The following is a 19,811-nucleotide window of genomic DNA, read 5'->3' as shown; positions in this document are numbered from 1 at the left end:
GTTATATAATTAGTTAGTTAGTTTAGCTTCTATTAACACAGGTAGATGGTCTGATGGGTATTGCATATTCCAATTATCACTCAACACTGCATATTTGTTAACTTCAACATCTTCTGATACGAAAATATAATCGATTCTACGGGTTACTGGTTTATTAAAATTAAAACCATTAAATGTCCCTTGTGGACCAAAATCTAATTCGCAAATGTGTTTAGAATCCTTTAATGTTTTAGAAATTAAAGAGATACTTTTATGATTAGGTTCCATATTAAAGTCACCTGTTAAAAATACGGGTTGATTCTCCGTATTTAGGCTTTTTATTTTAGCAAGAATTAAAATGGCACTATGCTTTCTTGCTTCTTCCCCTACATGGTCAAAATGTGTATTGAACACCCAAAACTTACGATTTGTGTTTTTATCTTGAAATAATGCATAAGTACATACACGATTACAAACGGCATCCCAACCCATACTAACTTTGCCTGGTGTTTCTGATAACCAGAAGGTTGAAGATTTTATTACATCGAGCTTATCCTTATTATAAAAAATGGCAGAATACTCGCCTTTATTCTTACCATCATCTCTACCAACACCAACGTAGCTATAATCCACTAATAGGCTATCCATAGCTTTCATTTGATTTGGCATGGCTTCTTGCACTCCCAATACATCTGGTGCATAGAATTTTACCTGACTGATTAAGAATGGTTTTCTATTGGCCCAACTATTTTTTCCGTCCTTGGGATAATCTAGTTTTATGTTGTAGCTCATAATTTTTAGATCTTGAGATGAAACCAAAAATGAACTAAAAACAACTAATATGGTTAGTATATATTTACTCATCATTCTACAAAAATAACGTTACATTGTTCTGAAATACCATTTTCATTATACGCTTCAATAGTAAAATAATAGGAGGTATCGCGATCTAAATTGCGCATAAAATGGTTTGTTGTATCATAGAGTTGCCAAGAATGATAAAGTTTGTCTGGCGCAATTCCCCAACGTATGTTGTAACCTTGAGCACCCTCTACTGCATCCCACGAAAATGATACGTCTCGTCGGTCTTTTTCGCGATTAACTCTAAAGTTAGACACCTTGTTAGGTGCTTCACCCAAACCAATACCAAACACCCTAATTTCGGACATGGCGAAGTTATTTCCTGGTACTTTTATATTATTATATCTTATGTATTTTGCGTTTACCGGTTTTTCTAAAACTAGGTAAGCGTTTGGCGCGTCAATCTCACTTTGACTTCTATCTATAACGGTTTTCCAATTTTTACCATCTTCAGACGTTTCTATTGTGAATTGATGTTTTAAGCCTTCAACACGTGTGTAAATTCCAGATTCGTGATCGTGATAATTTAGTTGAATGGCGTGTACAGTTCCTTCATTCAATAATTCAATAGTTATCCATTGCTTATTGTCATTAGCCTCTGCAACCCAAAAGGTTTTTGGGTTTTCGTCGGTTAATACGTTTGAAGTTATTTGTCCTTTGGCATTGGTTGTTGTTGGGATTTCTTTCACTTCAACTTCATTATCATTAGATGTAAATTTCATAATTTGTTGAAGTGAAGACGACACCGTTACATTTCCTTTATAGGATAACAACATCCAGCCATTGTGCTGTCCTGCTTTTGTTGGATGATTTGGCCCAAAACGTGGATAATCGCCATAAGAGGTATTGCTATACATTAAACCATCATCATCAAAATATGTAGGAAACATACATAAACGACGCTCCCACTGCGCATTAGATGCTAGTGCCATCGTCGCAAAATGCCAGTATTGACCATTGGTTTGTTTTACTGTAATACCGTGTCCTGCTCCATTAGTAAATCCGCCTGGTTTAAAGCTCATCGGATTATTTTTCATATAAGAAAAAGGTCCAAGTGGCGAATCGCCTATATACACACCATCTGCATATACGTTAAATTGTGTGCCTGGTGCTGCGTATTGCAAATAGTATTTTCCGTTATGCTTAGTCATTGACGCGCCTTCCATATAACCTTCTTTTAAGGTTGGGTGAAAGTTGTTTTCGCCAAAACGTTCCCATCCGTGCTTTTCTTCATCTAAATTTATCAGCTCTTTTCTAATGCCAGTTTCTAAAAAGCGGTCGTCTTTATTCAGCATTTTTACACGAATGGGATGCACGTTAGAACTTCCCCAATAGAGGTAAGTTTTGCCATCATCGTCAATAAATAATTCTGAATCTTGTATATTATTAGAAATAGAAGCAGTTGGAGTCCATAGTCCTTTTTTAGGATCGTCTGTATATAAAATACTTCCGTAGCCAGCAGGATCGCCAGCAAAATAAACTAACGAATCTTTGTAGTTGAATGCTGTTGGTGCATTACTTCCTTCAAAAAACCATTGTTGTGGTTTTATAAAATTCCAATTGACTAAGTCTGTGGAATGCCAATAGCCAAACGAACGTGTTACGAACATATAATATTCGCCTTTAAACTCAATCAAAGCAGGATCTGCACCAGAACGGTACGATTTATTCTTACTTGAATTATACACCATATATGTGTAATCAATATCAAGCGGATTGATGTAGGTTTGTGCCTCATCTTGTGTTTCGTCATTTTCTATTGTACCAGAATTTGAACTAGTATTCTGATTGTTATCTGTTTTACAGGACAAAACAAATGCTATAATGAAGAAAAAAAGTAATTTTTTCATGATTTATAATTTAGTGTCTTTGTCGTTTATAGGATCATAAGCTGTACCTGTTTTTCCACGAAGTTTTTCAAATTGTTTATAGGCGCGCTCAACACGGTCTTCTGGTGCACGTGCAAAATCAGTTGGTGTAACTTTGTATTGCTTTTGAAGCTCGGCCAATTTTGCCCGTAATTTTGTTTCAATGGCATCGTACTCAGGATTGTCGATTTGATTTTTCACTTCTTTAGGATCTTCTTCTAAATCGTACAATTCCCAAGTGTCAATATCATCATAGAAATGCATTAGCTTGTAACGTTTTGTCCGCACACCATAATGTTTTTTAACCATGTGAAATGCTGGATAATCATAATAATGATAATATACTGCATCCCTAAACTCATCGCCTTTAAATGTGTTTTCTAATAATGGACGGAGCGATTTGCCTTGCATATCTGCCGGGATTTCTACTTGTGCATAATCTAAAAAGGTTTCTGCGAAATCAAGGTTTTGCGTCATAGCATCAATCTCAGTGCCTGGCTTTATCACTCCAGGATATTTTATCAATAATGGCATTGCCAAGGATTCTTCGTACATATAACGCTTATCAAACCATCCTTTTTCGCCCAAATAAAAACCTTGGTCTGTGGTATAAATAACGATAGTGTTTTCGGCTAGTCCGTTTTCTTCCAAGAAGTCGAGCACTTGTCCTACACCTTCATCTACAGCAGCTATGGTCGCCAAATACTCTTGTAGGTAGCGTTGGCCTTTGTACTCGGCCAAAGCACGTCCAGAAAGATTGGCATCATGAAAAGCATCGTTTTTGGCCTGATAGGCGTTGTTCCAAGCTTTGGTTTGCTCTGGCGTCATTCGTTCAAAATCGGTTTTCCAGGGGTTCCAAGCCAATTCTGGGCTTCCCTTCTCTTTGGTCAACTTTAAATCATGACCTTCGTACATGTCTTTAAAAATGGTTTGCTGTTGTTCTTTGGAACCCAACGAACCTTCATGTGCCGTAAAGTAAGTATTTGGTAATGGAAATTCCACGTTATCATATAAATTTGCATGACGTAGCGCTGGCATCCAGTTTCTATGCGGAGCTTTGTGCTGTAACATGAGCATAAATGGTTTGTCGCCATCCTTCATTTTATTGAGATAAGCCAACCCATCTTGAGTAATTAAATCAGTAGCATAACCTTGTACCTGAACAGTATCCGCAACCTTAGTAGCATCATTTATTGAAATAAAATCGGGATTGTAATAATTGCCTTGATCTTTTAAAATGTTCCAATAATCGAAGCCTTGAGGTAGACCATGCAGGTGCCACTTACCAATCATTGCGGTACTATAACCTGCCTTTTGCAACAGTTTGGGGAAGGTTTGTTGGCTGCCATCAAATTGGTCTCCATTCATCCTGAATCCGTTTTCGTGGCTAAATTTCCCTGTTAAGACTACGGCTCTACTTGGTCCACAAATAGAATTGGTACAAAAATTATTTTTGAATAACGCACCTTCTTCTGCAATTCGGTCGATATTTGGTGTTGGTGCCAATTGACTAATCGGATGACCATAAGCACTAATGGCTTGTTCGGCGTGGTCATCTGCCATTATATAAACAATGTTTGGTCTTTTTGAGTTCTCGACTGCGCTCGAACTGACATCGTCTTTGTTCTTTTCTTTACAAGATTGAAAGGCTAAAAGGCCTATTAATAAAACTGAAATATATCGCATTACTCTTTGGTTTTTATAATTTTTGTTTGAATGACTTCATCATTGAGGACTGTACGTTCAAAAAAGTTGAATACTTTATCCAATTCTTCATATGGAATTCTTGAGATTTCGTGACGCGCATCCTTAACAATGTTGAAATAGTATGAGATTTCGTAATTTTCGAGTTTATCAACTATGACTTGCGAACCATCTAACATAATATAACCATCCCTTGTTGGCTCGCAATAATGATGTGGTGCATTGCCAAAAGGCACGAGCTGGTCTTTTGTGCCATGATAGAAAACACCAGGAACTGCATTATCTTGGGTTAAATATCTAGCATCTACCATTGCGCCTGCACAAGAAAACACACCTGCAAACTTTACGTCTTTGTAATCTTCTGCTTTATCTAAAAAATACTCACGCATAAAAACGGCATTCAAAATACCTTCTGCACCTGCACTGCTGCCACCAGCAATGATTTTTGTGGTATCGATTTGAAGCTGCTTAGCGTGCTCAACTACATATTTTGCAGCGTCCATATAATCGATTGCAGCTTGTTTAAAGGTTTCTAGTTTCTCGTCTTTGGTACAATCACAGCCAAACCCAGTTGCCGTGCCTTTTCTTAGTAATCTGTATGAAATAGAAATACCAATATAATTTTGTTTATCAGCAGCATATTTTACAAGATTTTCATCGTCAATGTAATCTCTATGGCCTACCGCAAATCCGCCACCATGCATCCAAAGCAATACAGGTAACGTATCGGTTTTTTTGATGTTTTCTGGTGTGTAAACATCTAGTTTCAATGTGTCTTTTCCTTTAATGGAATAGGTGTAAGTTGCTTTGTTTTGAGATGTAAGCGATAAGCCAATTAGTAAGATTAATAATGTTAGTCTGTTTTTCATATTAAATTTTATTTGTCAGGTTGAGCTTTTCGAGACACTTCGACTACTTCGTAGTGTGCTTTCAATCAAAGTATACTTTGATTTCAACCAATGCTCAGTGTGACAGTATCAGTCCAGCTTTTCAATTAAAATGCCACTAATCACAGGCAAACCTTCGATGGCATTGAGTTTTAAAGTTAATCCTTTTTTAGTTTGAACGATAGCACTGAGCGTTACACCATATTTTTCTGGATAGGCTTGGGCTAAATTCAATTGTTTTTCGATTAATGTATCGTTGATATAAACATCAAAAATGCGTTGTTTTTTATCGGTTTCAGAAGCGTTTTCTGAAAGGTTATAAATATTTTCGGTTGGCTTAATTTGTGGCTCAACAAAATATAAGGTCACGTTGTAATTGCCTTCTGGAACGTCCACTTTATAGTCTTTGCAACCTTCGAGCAAGGTTTGAAACAAGGGTTCTTCATTGGTGTTTTTGATATTATGTGGCAGACCTTGATTTTTGTCTTTGGTCATACCGTAAGCTGTTCCGTTTTTATGACCAAACCAGCCTTCTTTATAAGATTGGTCTGGTACAAAAGTTATATTTTGTTCTTCATCATAAAAATTAAAATGCGACCCAATGTTAATTCCAAGTCGCTTAAAATTTTTAAAATCTAGTTTTTCAATACGATTAACCTTTATTATTTTTTCTTCGGAAATAGTTTGGGTTGAAACCTTAATTTTGTTGCTTCCATTTATAAAAGGCATATCGATAGTTACCGAACCATTTTCAACTTTGAAATCACCTAAATTATTGTCATTCAAACTTACGCTGACTTCGTCTTCATTAGAATATATTTGAACTGGAAATGGTTCGTCTTCAAACAACGTTAATCCTTTTAAATAGTCGGTAGCGATATGAATAAACGGTTCTTTGTCATTTAAAACCGATTTGTACCAATAATAAATATCCTTTGGTTTGCGGTCGTATTGTACTAATCCTTTTTGGTTAACGTGCGGAATGGCATCACCACGAAACTCCGAACCAAAATCCGCAAAATTCCAAGCTGTCATTCCCGTTACAAAAGGTCGATCAATAATCTGTTTATAGTACGACTGATGCAGTTTTGCTTGGTAATTGGTAGAAAAATCGAACTTTTTAGGCGTTTTGGTAAAAATCCGAACATCTGCTCCAGGACCATATTCTGACAATAACAATGAACGATTTGGAAAACGGTTATGCTGCTCATCCAGAAATTTTCCTAAATCTTCAATCTGTTTATCGTACCAACCAAAATATAAATTCCAGCCCAAAAGCATTGGTATATCCGCAATACCTGTTTCATTATACACATCTGAATTATGACAAGCCATAACGGTTATATGATTTGGAGCTAATGTTCTCGTTAAATCTTCGATCTGAGTTGCTAATTTGAGTGCTGTTTTTTTTAATTCAGCTTTTTCTTCGTTTGATAAATTTCGGTTGAAAACCAAACGAATAAAGATTTCATTCATATATCCAAACATTACGACAGAAGGGAAATTGTAATACTGTTTAATATGCTCTTTTTGCATATTCAGACTTGTTTCAAAATAACTTTCTGAATCTGTTACCAGATTTATTACAGGTATTTCTGTCCAGACTAAAATACCAAGTTCATCACAAAGCTTGTACAGTTCTCTAGCGTGCGGATAATGTGCAAATCGAATGACATTTGCACCCATATTTTTTATGAGATGAATATCTTGTTTTTGCAGCTCGATTGGCACTGCATTACCATAATCTTTGTAATCTTGATGACGATTGACACCAATTAATTTAATCGGTTTTCCATTTAAAAAGAAACCTTTTTCAGGATCTACACTCGCCCAACGAAAGCCCAAATTAGACTGTTTTTGGTCTAAAACCCTTCCGTTTTTATCAGTTAAAGTCAGTTGTAATTTATATAAATACGGATGGTCAGGTGACCATAATTTTGGATTCTTAATATCTGGATAATTAACTTCAATCGTTTTTGTTTCGTTTGCTTTTAATTTTAGTCCTTGATGATCTTGTCTTATCAGATGTCCATCAGCATCAAAAATCTTAAGGTCTAAATGCGTTTCGGTTTTTTTATCAAAATTGTCAATTAAAACTTTAATATTTATACTGGCTTTTTCTTTGGAGATATCGTCATAATTAACATAGAATCCATCGGAAGCATAATCCTTTAAACTAAAATGTTGCTTTGGAACTTTAATTAATTCCACATCGCGGTAAATGCCACCGTAAAAGGTGAAATCCGCATCTAATGGTGGTATGTCTACATTATGGGAATTATCAACTTCAACTTCAATTAAATTGTAGGCATCGAAGTTTAAACGTGATGTGATTTCAACATTAAAAGCGGTGTAACCACCTTTATGATTCACAACTTTTTCTCCATTAACAAAAACTGTTGCTTCTTGATTTACGGCGCTAAATTTTAAATAGAAAATTTGGTCTTTGCCTTCTGAAGACACATAGATTTGCTTTTTATAAAAACCTAATCCACGACGGTAGCCGCGCTCATCATCAAAGGCATCATCCTTATTCCACGTATGAGGAATATTTACGGTTTCCCAGGTCGTTTTATCCTCGGAAAATTGCCATCCAGAATTAATAGTTTTTGATTGTGAGCTACAAAAAAAAGGGAAAGCCACACACAACATAAAGCTTAATAAAAACATTCTATGGTTAATGTGTGGCATAATTAGCTATTAATCTAATACGTTAAATGTATGTTTAAACCTAAAATCTGAACTTGGCGCAATGGCAATTTCAAACTCACCTGGTTCTACACCATATTTCATTTCGCTGTTGTAGAATTTTAAATCTTCAACCGAAATTTTAAATGTTACGGTTTTACTTTCACCCTTTTTCAAAGCTAATTTTTGAAAGCCTTTTAATTCCTTTACAGGTCTTGTGACGCTTGCTACTTTATCGTGAATGTAGAGTTGTACTATTTCGTGTCCATCCCTATTGCCTGAGTTGGTAACAGTTACCGAAGCTTCAATAGTTCCATTTGGATTTAAAGTTTGAGACGATATTCTGAAATCTGAATAGGTGAATGTTGTATAACTCAGCCCATGCCCAAAAGCAAATAATGTTGTATTTGGTACATCGATATAATTACTCTTGTAATCTTCCTTAGGATTATCTTCTGGGATTGGTCTTCCCGTATTTTTCATATTGTAGTAAATAGGCACTTGACCCACATTTCTCGGGAATGTTACCGTTAATTTTCCTGAAGGATTGACTTCTCCAAATAATAAATCAGCGGTTGCTGCGCCACCCATTGTACCGGGAAACCAGATTTCTAAAATCGCATCCACCAAATCCACTTCATTAGATAAATTTAATGGACGACCATTCATTAATACCAAAGTGATTTTTTTGTTTGGATTGGCTTCTCTTATTTTCTTGATAAGTTCTGGTTGAATACCTGGAATCTTTAGATTAGTTCTCGAAGCCGCTTCACCACTCATATGGTGACCTTCGCCCATTACTAAAACAATGGCATCAGCTTGCTCGGATATTGAAATGGCTTCCTCAAAACCAGAATCATCATCCTTTAAAATTTCGCAACCTTTAGCATAAAGAATCTGATTGGGATTTAAATATTCTGAAATACCTTCATATACACTAACTGCCTTTCCTTTTCGATCCCCTTTTGCTGCCCAATTACCAATAATATCATATTCGTCTTTTACCAAAGGGCCAATAAACGCAATCTTTTTTATGTCTTTTGAAAGTGGTAAAGCTTCATTTTTATTTTGAAGTAAGACAGAAGACGCTGCCGCAATTTCTCTGGCTTTATCCAAGAATTCAGGCTTGTATTTGGTGGTATTTTCCCGCTCTTCATTGATGTATCGATAAGGATTGTCAAATAAACCTAATTTAAATTTAGCGAGAAGAATTCTTCGGCAGGCATCATTAACATACGCTTCCGGGACCTTACCTTCTTTGACCAAATCTTCTAAAAAATGGTGATATAATTTTCCGACCATATCCATATCCACACCAGCATTCATCCCGATTCTGGCAGCATCAATACTATCTTTTGCAAATCCGTGAGGTACCAACTCGTTAATGGATGTATAATCTGACACTACAAACCCTTCAAATCCCCATTCCTCTCTAAGAATATCTCTTAGGGTAAATTTGTTTCCAGAAGTAGGCACACCATTTAACTCATTAAATGCCGACATAAATGTTTCGACGCCAGCATCGACCGCAGCTTTAAACGGTGGTAAATACACATTTCGTAGTTCACCTTCACCCATATTTACGGTGTGGTAATCACGACCTGCTTGGGCAGCGCCATACGCCACGTAATGTTTTGCACAGGCCAAAATAGTATTAGGCTTCGATAAATCGTCACCTTGAAACCCTTTTACATAGGCCTTTGCTATTTCACTTCCTAAATAGACATCTTCACCAGCACCCTCTGAAATTCGTCCCCAACGAGGCTCTCGCGAAAGATCGACCATGGGTGCAAACGTCCAATGCAAACCTTCAGCAGAAGCCTCTTCGGCAGCAATGCGAGAGCTTTCTTCAACCATTTTTAAATCCCAACTAGCAGATAATCCTAAATTAATCGGGAAGATGGTGCGATGGCCGTGAATGACGTCATAACCGAACAATAACGGTATGCCTAAGCGTGTTTCTTCAACTGCAATTTTTTGTAGATCTCGTGTGCCTTTTACAGAAAATGCGTTGAGCATGGCGCCTAAATTTCCTTCACGAATGTATTTGCCATTGTCTGTACCTACGATTGGACCAGTTTGATCCCAACGACCACTGTACATTACAGTTTGCCCTATCTTTTCTTGAAGTGTCATCAGATTCATTAACGAATCTACTTTAACTTCGTAGTTTTGGGCAAAGCCTATAAAACTTCCGTTTATAAATAATATGAAAAAGATTATTTTTCTCATTATAATTTTTTTAGACTTCTCGACTACGCTCGAAGTGACAAGGCTACTCTTTGTTATTTTTTAATTCAAATTCTTTCATTAGTTCTGTTGTTGAATCTGTTCCAACAAATACTTGGAATATTCCTGGTTCGGCAACAAAATCTAAATCATAGTTGTAGAATTTTAAATCTTCTACTGATAGGTTGAAGGTCACTGTTTTAGTTTCCCCTTTTTTAATACTTACCTTTTTGAAACCTTTCAATTCCTTAACCGGTCTTGTTACGGAGCCAACGACATCTCTTATGTAAAGCTGAACGACTTCTTTACCATCATAATTGCCAGAATTTGTTACGTCTACCGAAACAGAGATTTCGCCACCCATACCAATAGAAGTTTTATCAAGATTGAAGTTTGAATAATCAAATGTTGTGTAGCTCAACCCATAACCAAATGGATATAATGGCTCATTACGAACATCTAAATAATTGGTTTTGAATTTTTCAAATTTTCCTTCCTTATTACCTAGTGGTCTTCCTGTATTTTTATGGTTATAAAAAAGTGGTACTTGGCCAACATTTCTTGGGAATGTTGCCGTTAACTTCCCTGAAGGATTAACATCACCGAACAACACATCTGAAATGGACAAACCAGCTTCGCTGCCTGGAAACCAAACATTTAAAATTGCGGGTACAGTTTCATTTTCTTCGACTAAAGTTAAAGGTCTTCCTGTAAACAATACCAATACCACAGGTTTTCCTGTTTTTAATAAAGCTTGTAATAAGTCTTTCTGTACTTGTGGAATTCCGATATCTGTACGACTACTACTTTCACCGCTAAACTCCGCAGACTCGCCAATGGTTGCTACAATTACATCAGATTTTTTAGCTATTGCAAGTGCTTCATCTAATAATTGTTTGTCTGTTCTGCCATCTCTCGGGATCGTTTTCCCAAACATTGTAGCCCTTTTTTCAAGCTCTAGATCGTAATCTAAATTACTACCTTTGGCATACAACAAATTAACATTTTCACCTACTGTTTGCTGTAAACCGTCCCAAACCGAAATGGCTTTATCATGATCGGAAGACACACTCCAAGTACCAGGCATATTGTTACCTGCTTTTGCTAGAGGTCCGATAACGGCTACTGTTCCTGACTTTTTTAACGGTAATAGTTGATTTTCATTTTTAAGTAGTACGGTAGACTCAGCACCAACGAGACGTGCAAAATCCCTATTCTTTTGTGTATAGGTTTCATTTTTTGAACGTTCTTCATTACAATATCTGTAAGGATCATCAAATAAACCTAGTTGGTACTTTGCAGTAAGCACACGAGCTACAGCGGTATCAATATCTGCCATCGCTATTTTTCCTTGTTCTAAAGCACCTTCTAAATGCTTAATGTAAGCTGCATCTATATTTGGCGAATCGCCAGCCATGTCCATATCCAATCCTGCTTTTAAAGCCAAAGAGGTTACCGCGTACGCATCACCCATTCCGTGTGCCTTCATTTCGTAAATACCTGTGTAATCTGATACTACAAAACCATTGAATCCCCAATCATCTCGCAATAAATCAGTTAGTAACCACTTATTTCCAGTCGCTGGAATACCATCAATTTCATTGAACGATGCCATAACAGAACCAACACCTTCATCAACCGCTGCTTTGTAAGGTGGCAAATATTCATTATACATTCTTATACGGCTCATATCTACCGTGTTATAATCTCTACCTGCTTCTGGGGCACCATATAAAGCGAAATGTTTTACGCAAGACATTAAGGTATTATTAGCAGTTAAATCGTCTTTTTGATAACCACGAACCATGGCACGAGCAATCTCACTACCCAAGTATGGATCTTCACCATTACCTTCGGAAACTCTTCCCCAACGCGGATCGCGAGAAATATCGACCATTGGTGAAAACGTCCAGTTGATACCGTTAGCGCTTGCCTCAGACGCTGCAATTTGTGCTGTTTTTTCAATCATTTCCATATCCCATGAACATGATAAACCTAATGGAATTGGGAATGTAGTTTTGAATCCGTGAATAACGTCCATCCCAAAAATTAAAGGAATACCGAGTCGACTTTTTTCGACAGCGATTTTCTGTACTTCGTAAATATTTTTAGGGTCACCAAGATTGAATAGGCCGCCTATTTTACCGTCTTCAATTTTTTTAACAACATCTGTACTTTTTGAAGATCCTGTTGTAATTGGTCCTGTTGCCGGTAGGTTTAATTGTCCTAATTTTTCTTCTAAAGTCATTAGACCGATAATGGAATCTACTTTCTCTTGATACGGATTATCGGTTTTAGAGGATGTGTTTTTTTTATTCTTGTTATTGCAAGATACTGCTGTTAGTAGACAAACAGCAACTATCAGAGGTTTTATGTTAGTGTTTTTGAAAGTTCTCATTATTTTTTTGATTTAGAAAAAAGCCATTTTAATAATTCTGGTTCTGCAAAAGCAGAGTCCCAACTATTGTGATTATCGTCTGCATATAAAGTAAAGTTTGGTTTACCACCATATTTTAAAATGCCACTTACCATATCTATTGAAAGTTGAGGATCAACCACATCGTCTTTAGCGCCATGAAAAACCCAGAGACTAGTAGTGTTGGCGTATTCTTTCACAGATTCTGGATCACCACCACCGCAGATGGCAAAGGCTGCCGCAAACATGTCTGGTCTTCTCGAAAGAATTTCAAAAGTTCCCATGCCTCCCATAGACAGACCACCAACATATATCTTCTCTTTTTTTACAAACGATTTTTCAGCAAGTTCATCCATTAAATCCAGTACCAAGGCCATTGCTGTTGTCGGACCGGTTTCATATTCAAACTTTAAACCTATAGGCTTTGTTGATCTATCAACATCTACTTTAGACCAATAGTCATTTTTAGGGCATTGCGGAAAAATCACAATAGCCGGAAATGAATCTCTATTAGTTTTATCCGTGAATAATTTGCTACCGTGTACAAGTTGCTTTTTATTATCGTTTCCTCGTTCTCCTGCACCGTGAAGAAATAATACTACTGGATATGTTTCTTCCTCGGAAAAATTTTCAGGGTACATAATGCGATACTGTAAGGTATCTTCACCTTTTACATGAAATTTTTCTTTAAATATATGCTCTTGTGCACTAACAAATGTAGTCGTGATTAATGAGTATAGAATAAATATTATTTGAAATATCTTCATCCTGTAATAATTAATAAGTAAACCCTAAGGCATCCAATCCATTTTGAACTTCTTCGTTTTGCATAAACAAATTCCATAATAATCCTGTACGATGATTTTCTATCATAATAATTTGCGGTCCCTGATCTATGGCTAAATAACGTTCTGTTACCCAATTATGTTCAGGATTAAATGCATCGTAAAACCCTGCTGGTCCCATTAAATCATTTTCATAGAAATAGTGCATTGCCGCCAGAGATTTTTCTGGTGTGTAAGGGATTGAACTTACTGCTGCAGTAGGAGAAATTGTGCCATTGTCATTTTGTGGATCGTGAGCCGTATAGCCCACAGAACCGTCTGAATTTCTTGTATAACTTGCTGTTAATCCCCAACAGTTTGGTCCGTAATCTGCATAATCATTAGGATTGTTAACGCAGTATTGGTAATTGATATTGGTATGATTTACATTCAAGTTCCAATAATTAGCATATTGGTCATTTAAGTTAGAAGGATCTAAGCCTAAATATGAATAATGCGCCCAGAACAGGGGTCCTGTTCCGCTACCAGCATGGTCTAAAATTAAAGGAATACCATATTGATTTGCAGACGATACGATATTTCCATTATTCGCCCAACCTTGATGATAAGCCTCTGCTGGAATAGGATAATCTGGTGATGCTGCGCCTAGAATAAATGCTAACAGGGTTTCATTATAACCTCTCAACTCGAGGTTAATAGCAAAACCATTGTTAGGACTCCAATGCCATAACAACTTGTTTTGTCCGTTTGTGTACCAATCCCATTCTACACCTTTCCAAAGTGTATCAGCTTGGTTTGCCAATTCTTGTTCTTCAGTAGAGCCATCTTTCAAATATTCCTTAACACAAATCAACCCTTGAACCAAAAATGCAGTTTCAACAATATCACCACCATCGTCTTGGGTACTAAAAGGTATAACTGCACCAGTGGCATCATTCATCCAATGTGCCCAAGCACCGTGAAAACGGTCAGCACCTTCAAAAAAGTTGAGTATTTGTTGCAATCGTTGAACACCCTCAGCTCTTGAGATATAACCACGTTCTATACCAACTATTATGGCCATTAAACCAAATCCACTACCGCCAGCAGTTATAACATTTTGGCTATTGCTAGGATCATTTGGGTGATAACGCTCTTTTGCCGCACCAGAATTTGCGCCTGCATAATCCCAGAAATATTTAAAAGTTTCTTGTTGGGTTAAATCCATAATTTCTGTATCAGATAATGGAATGAAAGGGTCATTATCATTTGGATCATAGGGTTCTTGATAACCTGGACCATTATCTGATCCGCAGTTTAAAAACAATACTGTAATAATTAATAGTCTGAAAGTCTTCATCTTAATTTTCTTTTTCAATTTTAAATCCAAGCTTATTTAAACCCGCTTGAACATCTTTGTTTTGCATAAATAAATTCCATAGTAAGCCTGTTCTATGATTTTCTATCATCACAGGAATTGGCCCTTGATCGATTGCCAAATACCTCGGCGTGTACCAATTATGCTCAAAACTAAAAGCATCATAAGGACCATATTTACCAACCAAACTGTCATGGTTTTTGTAGATATTATTTAGCATATTCATACTTTCTCCTGGTGTATAAGGAAACGATGATAATGCTGCTGTAGGTGACACTACACCAAGATCATTTCCTGGTCTGTGACCTTTATAGCCTTTTACAGAATAACTAGAAGTCAGTCCCCAAAGGCTGTTACCATATCCCTTATATTTTTTTGGATTATCTACCGCATACTTGTAGTGAATTTTAGCGTGATTTTGAGTCAATTTCCAGTAATCGGCATATTGATCTGACAAACCTTTTGGATTCAACCCTAAGTAGGAATAATGTGACCAGAATAATGGTCCGATGGGTGCATCGCTATGTTGATAATAATCCAACACCAAATCTTCATCATAATATGTTTCATCTGAAATGATATCGCCATTTCTTGCCCAACCATTTTCGTAAACTTCTTTTGAAACGGAATGTGTCGGCGAAGCTGCAGCAAGCACATACATAATTAAACATTCATTGTAACCACCTACAGGAAAATTCATTTCCCAACGGTATTGGGGTGACCAATGCCAGTACAGCACATCTTCGCCACCTTTGGTGTACCAGTTCCATTCTACCCCTCGCCATAATTTATCTATCTTTGCTACCAACGCTTTTTCTTGTTCATTACCGTCTTTAAAGAATTCAGCAACTGTTAAGAGACCTTGAATCAAAAAAGCCGTTTCAACTAAATCGCCACCATTATCCTTTTTGCTGAAAGGGTAAACCTTCCCTGTTTCCCCATCAATCCAATGTGGCCAAGCACCGTGAAAACGATCTGCTGTTTCAAGAAAATCAACCACCTTAGTATATCTTTCGAGAGCCTCTTTTCTTGTAATCCAACCTCGTTCAACACCAACAATAATAGCCATAAGCCCAAAGCCGCTTCCGCCAGTTGTAACTGTATTTTTTGGTGAGGTAGGATAGACGTCATCCATATGTAACCGCTCTCTAGCTAAACCAGAATTTGGCTCTGCGCCTTCCCAGAAATAATTAAAGGTTTGAAATTGAATAGTATCCAAAAGCTCTTGATTGGTCAAATCAGAATAAAGTCCCTTATTACTCTCGGGAACATCTTTCTTTTCGCTCTTGCAAGACAATACAAGACCTAAAATGATGAAAGTTAGGATTGTTATTTTTCTAGTAGTGTACATTAATTGATTCTTTTTAATTCTAAGTAGTCTATTTGAAGTCCATTGGCTTCTTTAAACGTGTTACCCTTAAAACTTATATTGAGGTTTTGCTCACCAGAATTTAATTTCACTCTTCCCAAATGTATAACTTCGGTTCTCAAGGAATCTTGTGTTTTAAAATCTACATTTTTTAAAGTGTGGTTGTTGATGCTAAATCCAAATACACCTCCATTTTTTAATTTAACTACGTTAGCATATACCTCATAAACACCATCATTCGGCCAGTCAAAACTCAATGATAGTTTGTTATCTTTATTCTTAACAGACGACCATAGCATAATTTTATGTCCGCTTGTGGTAGAGTACAAATTTTCATTTACCCAAACGTCCGTAGACGCCCAACCACCAGAATTAGATTTGATTTTAAGATGTTCTGCCTCGATAACATTTTCCTTTCTAAAAACTTCGTAAGGTGTTTCGTAAGCATATCTATCTTTTAAAGGCACTTTACCTAAATTATCTTTCCCGTCAGGTTCTAAATACCAATATACCGTTGTGGCATATTGCGTTGGCCATTCATTAGGGAAGTACTTTTCCAAATAGGCATCAAATGATTTTTGAAAAGGTATATTATCTATTATTTGCCATCTTGTCATTGGTTGATAGCCCATATTATCATTATCCAAGGATTGGCTATGATATGCTTTCTCAAAAAAAGAAGGATTACACCAAGCATAACCAAAATAATCTTCTGTACCTGTACCAAAAGTAGAAGGAAACTCTTCTCCATCCACGAAAAACTTTTCATCGCCTTCACCCCACCAATGGTGCCCTGGAGTTGCTTTTGTGTAACTACCACCTTTAGGATTCCACACTAATAGATATGCACCAACAAAGCGACCTTTCCCGTGGGTTTCTAACCATTTCCAATCGGGCCAACGGTCTTTTGGAAGTGTTTCTAAGTCTCTGTGCCATTTCGCATGAAATCTGCCATAATTCTCAACATCATTTTCGAGTGTCTCGTAAGAAACCAATAGCTCTAAATCAACTGCTTTGTCATAATCATTTTCTAGAATAATCTCGGCACCGTTTGAAAATGGCATATACCAATACGAATACATATGCTCTTCCGTCATACCCATTGGTAGTGTTTTATAGTTGTTCCAACCAGGAGCTGTCCCAAAGAAATCTCCTAATGGTGACCAAACAGATATATCGCTGCTGCCGTCCCATTTCATGACAATGGATGTTTTTCTTAGTAACTCTGCTATCTCAGAAGAATCCCTATTTTTTATTTTAATTGAAAGTTCTGTTATGGCTTTAGCACCAGATAAACTGACTACTGTCTTCCTGTCTTTAGGATTTAACGTAACCTTCTTGGAAATACGCTCAAAATCGGTATCACTATAAGGTGATTTTCCCAGATGGTTATTGAAAAAATCATCTGTTTTTTGAAGCGCATTAACTTGGCTTTCGTTAAGAACAGGACTGAAATCCTCGAGCTCAACGTCATCAGGAAATGTGATATAGTTAAATTGGTAATATTGTCCCCAACCGAGTTCAGCGACTATTTTGCAACTTTTATTATAAGATATAGACACATAATTGTTGAAACCCTTAGCATTGGTTTCATAGACCAAGCCACTGTAACTAAACGCAGGTACACTTGGCTTAAAATAGTCTATGAACGATTCGTCAATTATCGGTGTGTCATTTCCATCTATATAAATCTTCACTTTACCTTTTCTTGGGCTTGCAGACCATATTCTTACAATGGCTCCCGGACCTTCCATTTCTGCCAATACCTCATATTCACCTTCTTTTCTAATGTATTGAGGTCTAAGCCCGTCGATATTAGCATCCCAATTGATGAATTCTCCTGTAATGCTATCTATTTTACTAGCTCTGTCATAACTAGACCACATGGCACTTTTTTCTCCTTTTTCTGGAAGCTTTGCCAATTGTCTTAAATCGGTTAACTTGTTAACCAAATCTACATAGGAAATATAGTTTTGCGATTTGTCTGTATTATTTGTATTGCACGCCAAAACATATAGTCCACATAAAAAAATTAATATTTTTTTAGCTGAATTATTTCCCATGACTTGTATTTAATTTTAATTCTTCAATCATGTTCTTAAGATTATCTACTATATTAGGGTAATTGTCGTATACATTTTTATTCTGATAAGGATCTACTTCTAAGTTATAAAGTTGAGCTAATGGTGCGTTGTCTTTAATTTTTCCATCTTGTACATCACTGTTTTTCTGTTTGGTAAAGCTGAATGCTGCTGGCCCACCAAAAGTATGATCTCCCAGATTCTTGTCTGCAAAACCGCCACCTCCTTGATTTGAGATGTACATCCATTTACCGCTTCGTATGGCCAAATGTCTTGGGCTAGAAGGACTAATCAATAATTCTTGTCTGTTACCCTTTGTATCTTTACCGAGTAAAACATTGAGCATTGAAACACTATCTTCGCCTTCATTATCACCAAGCGTTATGCCTAATAGGTCGGCAGAGGTTGCCATTAAATCAATATTTGACGCCAAAGCATTACTTACAGTACCAGCTTTTATTCGTCTTGGCCAGCGCGCAATAAATGGTACCCGATGACCACCTTCCCAAGCGTCAAATTTAAAGCCTAATAAATCCCCATTTTGCTTATGTCCCATCTTTCTGGCTTGTTGCCCTCCTCTATTCAACATACCACCATTATCACTTGTAATGATAAGTAGTGTGTTGTTGGCTATATCTTCTTCCTCGAGAGTTCTTACGATTTCTGAAATCATCCAATCCAATTCGTGAATGAAATCTCCATAGGTACCAGCGTCACTGCTATTGATAAATCTTGGAGCAGGTGTAAATGGATGATGAATATTAGTTGTAGCAAAATAGAGAAAGAAAGGTTTTTTGCTATTCAACTTTATCCAATCGACCGCTTTATTCTTTAGTGTTGTACCAACCTCTCTATCCTTATATAATCGGTGTGCTGCTAGACCACCTCCTATTTCGTTATAACCAAATTTTTCATCAAAGTGCTCGGTTTCTGCCTTTGTATTATATATCAGAGGATCTTTATCTGGTAAAAGCCCAACGACGTGATGATTTTCAACATAAACAAAGGGTGGATGACTATTTAACACTGGTACTCCAAAATAATAGTCGAACCCTAATTCTAAAGGGCCTGGTTTAAGCGGTTTATTCCAATTTACTGGTGTTTGGTGACCAAATCCCAAATGCCATTTGCCGATTATTGCTGTTTCATATCCTGATTTTTTGAATACATCTGCAATGGTTGTTCTAGATGTATCAATTTTAAGATTTGCTTTAAGAAAAATTGGATTATTTAAATTTTTACGGCTTGGGTATCTTCCGGTTAAAAGGGCATATCTTGAGGGGGAACATACTGCAGAAGCCGAATGAAAATCCGTAAACATCATACCCTCGCTAGCAAGTTTATCTATCGCTGGTGTCTGCACTTTGGTGGCGCCGTAAACACCAACATCACCATAACCCAAGTCGTCTACGTTAATAATAATAACATTTGGTTTTGAAGAATCAATAGTCACACTTTTATTGACGACCTTTGAAGTATCTTGACTAATGCCATTCAAAGACGCTTTGTTGGTGTAATCTTTGCAGCTAAATATTGATAATAAGATAGCCGTCAAAACAAAAACTTTATTTTGATATATTAGGTTCA

The 19,811-nt window shown here is 36.7% G+C and carries 12 protein-coding genes; all 12 read right to left on the bottom strand.

Annotated features, from left to right (window positions below; genetic code table 11):
• Positions 1 to 9 precede the first annotated feature (9 nt).
• The 12 genes from BWZ20_RS14405 to BWZ20_RS14350 all read right to left on the bottom strand — a co-directional run bounded on the left by BWZ20_RS14405 (position 10) and on the right by BWZ20_RS14350 (position 19,779).
• Positions 10 to 843 (bottom strand): endonuclease/exonuclease/phosphatase family protein, encoded by an 834-nt coding sequence (locus BWZ20_RS14405; protein WP_076621381.1) that lies wholly within the window; start codon positions 841 to 843, stop codon positions 10 to 12.
• Positions 843 to 2,690, bottom strand: a complete 1,848-nt coding sequence (locus BWZ20_RS14400; protein ID WP_083677233.1) for a family 43 glycosylhydrolase — start codon at positions 2,688 to 2,690, stop codon at positions 843 to 845. Before BWZ20_RS14400 ends, BWZ20_RS14405 begins: the two co-directional genes overlap by 1 nt.
• Before the next feature lie 3 nt (positions 2,691 to 2,693).
• Positions 2,694 to 4,394 carry a sulfatase gene (locus tag BWZ20_RS14395; RefSeq protein ID WP_076620972.1) on the bottom strand — a complete coding sequence of 567 codons (1,701 nt, stop codon included), beginning with the start codon at positions 4,392 to 4,394 and terminating at the stop codon, positions 2,694 to 2,696.
• On the bottom strand, positions 4,394 to 5,281 hold the full coding sequence (locus tag BWZ20_RS14390) for an alpha/beta hydrolase (protein ID WP_076620970.1): 888 nt from the start codon (positions 5,279 to 5,281) through the stop codon (positions 4,394 to 4,396). Before BWZ20_RS14390 ends, BWZ20_RS14395 begins: the two co-directional genes overlap by 1 nt.
• Before the next feature lie 108 nt (positions 5,282 to 5,389).
• The gene (locus tag BWZ20_RS14385; RefSeq protein ID WP_083677232.1) at positions 5,390 to 7,990 is read right to left on the bottom strand and encodes a glycoside hydrolase family 2 TIM barrel-domain containing protein; all 2,601 of its coding nucleotides are present in this window, start codon (positions 7,988 to 7,990) and stop codon (positions 5,390 to 5,392) included.
• A 9-nt stretch (positions 7,991 to 7,999) separates the two neighbouring features.
• Positions 8,000 to 10,219: a glycoside hydrolase family 3 N-terminal domain-containing protein gene (locus BWZ20_RS14380; protein ID WP_076620968.1), complete on the bottom strand. Its 2,220-nt coding sequence runs from the start codon at positions 10,217 to 10,219 to the stop codon at positions 8,000 to 8,002.
• Between the two features lie 43 nt (positions 10,220 to 10,262).
• Positions 10,263 to 12,614, bottom strand: coding sequence for a beta-glucosidase BglX (bglX, locus tag BWZ20_RS14375; protein WP_157358419.1), 2,352 nt, complete (start codon positions 12,612 to 12,614; stop codon positions 10,263 to 10,265).
• Positions 12,614 to 13,399, bottom strand: coding sequence for a prolyl oligopeptidase family serine peptidase (locus BWZ20_RS14370; protein WP_076620966.1), 786 nt, complete (start codon positions 13,397 to 13,399; stop codon positions 12,614 to 12,616). Before BWZ20_RS14370 ends, bglX begins: the two co-directional genes overlap by 1 nt.
• Before the next feature lie 10 nt (positions 13,400 to 13,409).
• The gene (locus BWZ20_RS14365; RefSeq protein ID WP_076621377.1) at positions 13,410 to 14,756 is read right to left on the bottom strand and encodes a glucoamylase family protein; all 1,347 of its coding nucleotides are present in this window, start codon (positions 14,754 to 14,756) and stop codon (positions 13,410 to 13,412) included.
• Between the two features lies 1 nt (position 14,757).
• Entirely contained in the window at positions 14,758 to 16,125 is a 1,368-nt protein-coding gene (locus BWZ20_RS14360) for a glucoamylase family protein (RefSeq protein WP_076620964.1), read from the bottom strand.
• Positions 16,125 to 18,206: a glycoside hydrolase family 172 protein gene (locus BWZ20_RS14355; protein WP_076620962.1), complete on the bottom strand. Its 2,082-nt coding sequence runs from the start codon at positions 18,204 to 18,206 to the stop codon at positions 16,125 to 16,127. The genes BWZ20_RS14360 and BWZ20_RS14355 overlap by 1 nt, the downstream gene beginning before the upstream one ends.
• Complete coding sequence (locus BWZ20_RS14350) at positions 18,196 to 19,779, bottom strand: sulfatase family protein (protein WP_232217117.1); 1,584 nt, start codon at positions 19,777 to 19,779, stop codon at positions 18,196 to 18,198. Before BWZ20_RS14350 ends, BWZ20_RS14355 begins: the two co-directional genes overlap by 11 nt.
• Positions 19,780 to 19,811 lie beyond the last annotated feature (32 nt).

The sequence above is a fragment of the Winogradskyella sp. J14-2 genome (assembly GCF_001971725.1).
Lineage (GTDB): Bacteria > Bacteroidota > Bacteroidia > Flavobacteriales > Flavobacteriaceae > Winogradskyella.
This window is presented reverse-complemented; position numbering and strand designations above follow the sequence as displayed.

Excerpts from the sequence above, each read along its gene's own strand:
- BWZ20_RS14405 (WP_076621381.1), bottom strand. The coding sequence starts at position 843 with ATGAGTAAATATATACTAACCATATTAGTTGTTTTTAGTTCATTTTTG.
- BWZ20_RS14400 (WP_083677233.1), bottom strand. The coding sequence starts at position 2,690 with ATGAAAAAATTACTTTTTTTCTTCATTATAGCATTTGTTTTGTCCTGT.
- BWZ20_RS14395 (WP_076620972.1), bottom strand. The coding sequence starts at position 4,394 with ATGCGATATATTTCAGTTTTATTAATAGGCCTTTTAGCCTTTCAATCT.
- BWZ20_RS14390 (WP_076620970.1), bottom strand. The coding sequence starts at position 5,281 with ATGAAAAACAGACTAACATTATTAATCTTACTAATTGGCTTATCGCTT.
- BWZ20_RS14385 (WP_083677232.1), bottom strand. The coding sequence starts at position 7,990 with ATGCCACACATTAACCATAGAATGTTTTTATTAAGCTTTATGTTGTGT.
- BWZ20_RS14380 (WP_076620968.1), bottom strand. The coding sequence starts at position 10,219 with ATGAGAAAAATAATCTTTTTCATATTATTTATAAACGGAAGTTTTATA.
- bglX (WP_157358419.1), bottom strand. The coding sequence starts at position 12,614 with ATGAGAACTTTCAAAAACACTAACATAAAACCTCTGATAGTTGCTGTT.
- BWZ20_RS14370 (WP_076620966.1), bottom strand. The coding sequence starts at position 13,399 with ATGAAGATATTTCAAATAATATTTATTCTATACTCATTAATCACGACT.
- BWZ20_RS14365 (WP_076621377.1), bottom strand. The coding sequence starts at position 14,756 with ATGAAGACTTTCAGACTATTAATTATTACAGTATTGTTTTTAAACTGC.
- BWZ20_RS14360 (WP_076620964.1), bottom strand. The coding sequence starts at position 16,125 with ATGTACACTACTAGAAAAATAACAATCCTAACTTTCATCATTTTAGGT.
- BWZ20_RS14355 (WP_076620962.1), bottom strand. The coding sequence starts at position 18,206 with ATGGGAAATAATTCAGCTAAAAAAATATTAATTTTTTTATGTGGACTA.